This window comes from Bradyrhizobium sp., assembly GCF_049519115.1.
In the GTDB taxonomy this organism is placed as follows: domain Bacteria; phylum Pseudomonadota; class Alphaproteobacteria; order Rhizobiales; family Xanthobacteraceae; genus Bradyrhizobium.
In genome coordinates this window covers 75,595-82,833 of the sequence record NZ_JBEKRB010000024.1, presented here as the reverse complement: position 1 = coordinate 82,833, position 7,239 = coordinate 75,595, and the positions used below count along the sequence as shown (strand labels likewise).

The window sequence follows — 7,239 nt, the reverse complement described above, 5'->3', positions numbered from 1 at the left end:
GACCAGATCAACCGCCTGCCGCTTGTAGTCGTCCGTAAACGACCGACGTTGACGTCCTTCCATCCGACACCTCCTGGCTCTTCGAGCCTACTACAGGTGTCCATCAGTTCGGAGGAGGTTCATTGGGCCGGCCGGAAACAGGCCAGCAACCAAGGAAGTCCCGCCAGGATTCAGAAAACCGCCCTTAGCGCCGTGCCGATCGGCTGGCCACACGTAAGACGCCCGTGAGCCGTAAGGGGCTTTGGCAAAAAAATGACCGTCGCAGCCGGGTGGTGCAACGGCCAAGGGTGGAGTGTCCCCTAAGAGGCGGTAGGGAGTCCCTCAGAGGCAAAACTTTACATGCATATTTCAGGCCGATGCCCAGCCCTCATGACTCGTTTTCCGCGGTGGCCCGAGGGTCAGAGCCACCCAATCCCGGACTCACCAGCGGCCTTCCTAGAGTCTTGGGGGCGGTTGTGAATTGGTTCACGGTCGGATGCACTCTCTATCGGCGTTCCCCTCGGTTGATAATGATTGCGATCAGGATCAGCGCGAGAGCGACAACCATCCAGTTCTGAAACGGGATGCCCAGGAACGTGACTTGCTCGGTTAGCCCATCGTGCAAGCAATCCCCCGAACAGCTATCAAAAAGCTATTCCAGGGATTTGGCCTGACGCGGTCCTTACGGCTTAGAAAATTGTAGGCGATCTTTGGGGGTGGTGGCGCCTCTTAACACCGAATTTAATGGGTATCGGCGAGTCGCGTGTCCACCTCAGAACCGTGCCGATATGCGGCATCGGTGACTGAGAGCGTTACACTCTCGGACCACACTCGGGAGTGGTGGAATGATCCTCTATGCCGCATTCATGTGTTGGCTGATATTTAGCGAGATCGTTTTTCTCGCAATAATTCTGGGCTCGAAAAGACCACCCGAGGAGGCCGATCAAAGACAGTCCAGTAGGTCAGTCGGCGCCAGCGTCCTGTTGGGACAGCAATAGCGCTTCCAGAAGACTGTCGGGTATTCCAAAATTACGCGGTGCCCGCGACCGGAGATCTCCCCGGAACGCTGGCCTCGCCTACGGCTATCGCGCCACCCCCGGTAAGCCTGGAGAATGGAAAATCTACGAGCCTGAGGCAGAAGTCATCCGGCGTATTTTTCGCGAGTATGTCAGCGGCGAACGATCGCGGGCGATTGTCGGACGATTGAACGCTGAGGGGATTGCGCCGCCGCGCGGGACTTACTGGAGCCCAGGCGCCTTGACCGGATCGAACAATCGGCACAATGGAATTTTGGGCAACGAGATCTATGCGGGTCGCTTGGTTTGGAACCGCGTTCGCATGATTAAAGACCCTGATACGGGCAAGCGAGTGTCACGCAGCAATCCGGAGTCAGAATGGCACCGCTCCGAAGTCCCTGCCCTCTCGATTGTTGATCCAGAACAATGGGCGGCGGTGCAGGCAATTCGAATAGATCGCGGCCACGCCAAGCCTGCCTATCGGCGGAAGCCCAAGCATATGCTGAGTGGTTTGCTTCGCTGCGGATCGTGCGGCGGCGGAATGTCTGTCAAGGGTGAGGATCGCGGCGGCACGCGCGTTATCTGCACTCAGTTTCACAATGCAAAGACGTGCACGAACAATCGTTCGTATTACCTGCACCACATCGAGCAGACCGTAGTTGGCGGATTGCGCCGGCATTTAGCGAATCCGTCCGCCATCAAGCTCTTTCTCGCAGAGTACCAGGCCGAACGAAAGCGCTTGGCAGCCGATGGCCTTAACAGGCGCACAAATCTCGCGCGCGAATTGTCCGAGGTTGGCAGGAGGTTGGACCGGGCAATGTCGGCGATGCTGGAAAGCGACGACCCAATTGAGAAATTCATGCCGGCAATTAACGATTTGGAAGAGAGGCAAAAGCGAATTAGGGCCGAATTTGCGAACCTTGCCGAGCCCGTCAACGTCATCGCCCTGCACCGCAAGGCGCAAGCCAAATATCTCCGGATCGTAGCTATTCGCGAGCGGAAGTTGGAAGCGAAACGGCGAACGCGATAAGGGAGCTGATCGAAAGCGTGACGGTTGCAAGAACCGAACCGGGCGAAGCGCTCAAGATTGAGGTGCAAGGAAGGCTGGCAGCGCTGCTTGAGGCGCCAGTGTTCCCTTCCGGTTCTTTGTCGAGGGTTAAGGTGGTAGCGGGGGCGCGCTACCGCCTTTACGCACACCAGCCGAACCTACGATACCTCATTCAATGCTCCGCTTGAACGGGGCGAACCTAGCCCTTACGCCTTCGAAGTCGAATGCCGAAAGGCCACGGGCCTTTGAATCACCGATTGGCTGAGAATGTCGCGGAAGATCGAATGCAAAGGAGCCCTGGAGGGACGCTGCTTTCGTTCTCCGCCGGGAAGATTCGCTGGCCCCTAGGAGAACTCCGACAGAGCCGCTGTTCAAGAGGCGCATTATTCACTAGCAAAATCAATGTCCCTTCCAACGCGGGAACCGTTCAAGCTGCGTTGAACCCTCAATTGTAATTCTCATTGTCGGAATGGCGCTTCTCCAAACATCGCGTGGATGTCCGCGCTGGGTCAGCGCCGAAAGTTGCGGGAATACCCTGCCCTCGTCCGCTGCAAACCGAAGCGGACATTGTCAGGCAGATCAAGCCAGGCGCGCACGCTCGCGTTACTACCCGCTTCCATGACAGTACGTATCTAAACTTTCCTACGATCTTCCTGCAAAGTAGTTGTGGGCGAGGTTACCGAGGATGGGTGGTGCAAAGCCTATACGCCGGTAGATTGAATGACCGCCGAAAGGCTTTAAAAAGTGCCGCCGAATACTTCGGCGGCACTTCGATGTCATCATGATGCAATTTATACGAATACCGAATGATCGATCGATCCGTCCGGCACGACGTAGCCGTAACGGGTGTGCGACGGCTCCGGTCCGTTTAGATCGTAAGCGGCTTTCATCTTGGCGAACTTGTCATCCTTCAGCTCCAGCAACGCCTTCTTTGGATCGACGTTGTAGAGACGCGCATTGTTGCCGGAGAAGATGGCCGTCTTCACCGGGCCAGTCGCGCCGCCCAAGGGCCTGAACCCGTACTTCTTCTGCATCGTTTCCGGGATTTCGAGACGACGCAATCCTTCGATCTGCCATTGCGGTCCACCGGTCCAGAGCGCATCGGTGCCCCAACAGATGCGGTCGACACCCATTCCCTTGATCAGGATGCCCATGAGCGCGGCGCAAACGTTCGGCTCGGCGACGAGCGTCGTGGCGAACAGCTGGCCGACGTCACCATAAACGTTGTTGACGCCATATTGGGTGGGGATGTCAGCGAGATCGCTCGTCCACGAGATCCGACCCGTGCGCTCGAACTCCGCCAGTGCCACCTTAGGATCGCCACCAACGTGGCGATAACCTGCGTGATAGATGATGAAGTTGAGCTGCGGCCAGTCCTTGGCCGCTTGACCGACGTCGGAGACGTCCACGAAACCACGAAGATTGGGGAACTGGTGTTCGACGCTTGGTGCGAACAATCCTTTATGCACGCAAACATTCTTGATGCCTGCTTTCACCATCTTCTCGTAGCCCTTGTAAGTGACCTTCTCGTCATCCATCCGCCATGGATAGCGGCTGGTTTCCTTGTGGGTGTTGTCGCCGATCGTGTAGCCCTTGCAGCTTTCGGGGTTCAGTGCGAGGCCGGCGTCGAGATTTTCCAGCCAGTTGGGTTGCCCTGGCGCAAACACGCAATGGGCAAACAACCGACGAGAGCCGGATTCGTCGTTGACCTTCTTTCGCGCGTCAGCCATTTGCTGGTTGGTCAGGAACCAGTCCTGCTCGATGTCGGATGGTGCGGACGAAATCAACGCGATCTTAGTGTCGCTGTCGAGGAACATCTCTTTTTTATAGTTATTGAACTTGAGATCCTCGATCGTTTGCTCATGATCGTTGAGCTGCTTGTTCCAGCCGGCTTTGCCGACCGCTTTACGCATCTCGACGAAGCCCATGATACGCGTATCGTCACGCAGGAAGTGCGTGTGCATGTCCATGATGAACTGGTCTTTGAGCGAGTTTGCTCGCTCCTGGGCCATTGCCGGCGTAGCGGCCTCTGCCTTGGAAACTTCGAACACCGGCCCATAGACTTCGTTCATCGCCACGAAAGCGGCAGCCATGCCCGCTGCGGTCTGGAAAAATTTACGGCGATCGAGACCCTGCTTGCCGCCGAGTTCGTCAGCCATCGCCAGCATCCGCGCCTCGACTTCCTTTTGCCGCTCGTTTTGCGGGTCAGGGTAAAATTCATCACTGGAAACAATCTGGGTCGGAATCGGGGTCCGGTGCTGAAGCATCTCGGACGGCATCAGAGAAGCAAGCTCTTCTTCTGTCAGCTGATTACTCACTTGGTCATTCCTCGGCGTTTGGTTTGTGGTGGAATCCTAATCCCCCGCGACGGACACTACGGGAAGAGAGTCTCTGGGGGACATTACGGATTGGCAATCGATAACGGCGATCGCTCATTCTTTTCAAATCGTGAAAGATATTGCTGATGCGAATTCACATTTAGTTCAACGCACAGTCCAATTCTCCGTGCACACCGTCCAATCACTCGATAGATAGCGTCAAACGATCTGCAGCGAACCGAAGTTTCCAACCAACAAACCTTGCGGGTTCGACGCGCGGCCTGTTATCGGCTGCGTTAGAAATCGCCGAAGCTGGTTCCGACTTGAATTGTTCGGTGATCGGCGATCTTATTCCTGGGCAAATCTTAAAACGCCGGCAACCGGCGTCTCAATCAGCCAACTCTATTGATCACCCAGCAATACGGCATCGCAGCCAAAACTGACGCGAGGACACGACCGTGACTGATACGAATGAAAAGCTAACCGATCGGCCGCTTGCGCGAAGGGCTGTTTTGAAAGGCGCCGGCCTCGGGTTAATCGCTGGCGGCGTCGCGGCGGCGATGCCGGCCGCCGCTGCCGCCGACGGCGAGATCTGGAGCGGAGAATATTGGACGCAAAAGGGCGAAGTGCCTCTGTGGATGTTTCGTAAGCGGATCGGCACGCCAAAATCGAGCGAGCCGCCGAAGCCTGTCTTGTTCTTTGTCCACGGTTCGTCGGTGACGTCACGGTCCTACGATATTTCCGTCCCCGGTCATGGCGAATATTCGGTGATGAACGAGTTCGCACGTTATGGCTTCGATTGCTGGACGATGGATCACGAGAACTACGGAAAATCTGGCCGCACGTCGGGTAACTCAGACATCAAGAGCGGCGCCGAGGATCTGAAGGCGGCGGTCGGCGTCTTGGTCCACGAGACGGGGCAACAGAAATTCCACTGGATGGGTGAGTCCGGAGGAGCGCTTCGCGTTGGTCTCTTTGCGACAATGGCGCCGGAACGTGTAAACCGGCTTATCCTTTCCGCGTTCACCTATAAAGGTGAAGGTTCGCCGACATTAACGAAGCGGGCAGAGAAACTCGATTATTTCCGCACCCATAACATGCGAAAATGGACCCGCGAGGACGTCCTCTCAATCGCGACCCGCGACCGGCCGGGCACGAGCGAAATGGCAGTCATGGAGGCGTTGGCGGACGCGGATATGAAGTTTGGCGAACAGATGCCGACAGGGACCTATCTCGACATGACTGCAAACCTGCCAATAGTCGACCCTAAAACGGTCGCGGCCCCGACCCTGCTGATCCGCGGCGAATACGATGGCATCGCGACGGTCGCTGACCTACAGGAGTTTTTTGCGCAACTTCCGAATGGCGATCGCCAGTTCGTCATCCTGCCAGGCGTCGCGCATTCAGTCGTTCTGGGTAAGAACCGACAGCTCTTCTGGCATGTGGCTCGGGCCTTCCTGGACATGCCGCAGCCGACCTCAACCTGAGGATGGCTAGGACTAAATTCGACGGAACTGACACCTCCGTCCAATCAATACAATCGATCGAGGGCGTGAGATGAACTTTTCCGGCATTCAGCACGTCAGTATGAGAGTCACCGATTTCGATCGGGCGCGAGCATTCTATGTGGACGTGCTGGGGCTTGTTCCTCATCCTCAGAAGTCAAATTGGCTCGGCTACGAGCAGGGCTGCCCGATCCATCTAATGCTGCGTACGCGCTCTGGCGACGACACCGATGACCCGTCACGGCATGTCGCGTTGCGCGTCGACCAATTGGAAGAGGTAGTCGCACGGCTGCTTGAGCATGGCTATATGCCCTTCCAGTCCGACGTAAAGCAAAGCGAACACCGACCGCTACGTTCCAAAGAACAGCCGCTCGATTTTGGTATTGGAACCGTTTTTGTCCGCGATCCCGATGGCAATCTGATTGAGTTCGTGGAGAAGAACCGCGGCATCTTCGGCCAACACGACCCCAACCCTTTTTAACTGGCATCGCTCCTTCGAGAGAGACGCCGCGAACCTAAGACCGGCTACAGTCAAATGTCTGCTTAGGGTCTAGCTGCGTGAAAACGCGGGGACGCTCGATCGCACTAGAACAAGTTAGTCGTCAAAGACGTCTGAGACGCCCGAATTGCAAGCCCATTCAATTTCAAGGTTGAACGAAAAAATATCATCCTCACCGCGCGTTGGAGTTTTGCGGTCACACAGCCAAGCAGAAGCCCAGAACCAGTCGGCACTGAGTCCGCCCTGCCAACGGAAGCGGACATTTCGCGCAACCAAGACGCGGGCTCACCCAAGAAGGAATGTCAGCTAAACGTATTTTTGCGGTCGAAGTCGGCATCGTAGTTTTCCTCCGGATAGTATTTGTCAATCCCGTAATACTCGTAGGCTCCGTCAGCCGGTTCAAGCCAAGATCGTCGGGGATTTTTGACCGGCGTTATACGACGACCGTGAGCATAACGATGGTGATGGCGGACTTGCGCCGCCATCGCTGGCGTTGCGACCAACAGTGCAATGGTGGCCGCTCCAATCAATCCAAAGTTTGTCATGATACTATACTCTTTTTATGTGGAGGACGCTGCGCGAAATCGTTGCAAGGCGATCGCTTGCGTCATCTGTTGTGGTGTTGATGTCTCGTGCAGCAGACGTATGAATGCCAGTTCGGCGGCACGACTAACTTTCATGTCATTGGCTTCAAGCTGGCGTGAACCGCATGCAGTCAGAAGATCACGGCGGCGTTTTCGGCGGTAACCGTGCTTCAGAAGCTCAGGTCACGGCATTTCACATCGGCATCACGGATTACTTAGATTGAATGACTAAGAAGTTAGTAGGGTCGATGGACATCAGACCTACTTCGTTTTCAGACGCGCGAGCGTCG

5 protein-coding genes are annotated in these 7,239 nt (G+C 56.1%); 3 read left to right on the top strand and 2 right to left on the bottom strand.

Annotated features, from left to right (window positions below; translation table 11 throughout):
* Positions 1–921: 921 nt before the first annotated feature.
* Positions 922–2,025 carry a recombinase family protein gene (locus tag ABSE61_RS19210; RefSeq protein WP_423872714.1) on the top strand — a complete coding sequence of 368 codons (1,104 nt, stop codon included), beginning with the start codon at positions 922–924 and terminating at the stop codon, positions 2,023–2,025.
* 809 nt (positions 2,026–2,834) lie between these two features.
* Here ABSE61_RS19210 and ABSE61_RS19205 read toward each other — a convergent pair.
* Complete coding sequence (locus tag ABSE61_RS19205; protein ID WP_423872708.1) at positions 2,835–4,361, bottom strand: amidohydrolase family protein; 1,527 nt, start codon at positions 4,359–4,361, stop codon at positions 2,835–2,837.
* A gap of 560 nt (positions 4,362–4,921) precedes the next feature.
* On the opposite strand from ABSE61_RS19205, the gene ABSE61_RS19200 reads away from it, so the two are divergent.
* Positions 4,922–5,848, top strand: coding sequence for an alpha/beta hydrolase (locus ABSE61_RS19200; RefSeq protein WP_423872713.1), 927 nt, complete (start codon positions 4,922–4,924; stop codon positions 5,846–5,848).
* A 70-nt stretch (positions 5,849–5,918) separates the two neighbouring features.
* Entirely contained in the window at positions 5,919–6,347 is a 429-nt protein-coding gene (locus ABSE61_RS19195; RefSeq protein WP_423872707.1) for a VOC family protein, read from the top strand.
* Positions 6,348–6,667: 320 nt separating this feature from the next.
* On the opposite strand, the gene ABSE61_RS19190 is transcribed toward ABSE61_RS19195, so the two are convergent.
* A complete protein-coding gene (locus tag ABSE61_RS19190; protein ID WP_423872706.1) occupies positions 6,668–6,910 on the bottom strand; it encodes a hypothetical protein in 243 nt (80 codons plus the stop codon).
* Between the last annotated feature and the right edge of the window lie 329 nt (positions 6,911–7,239).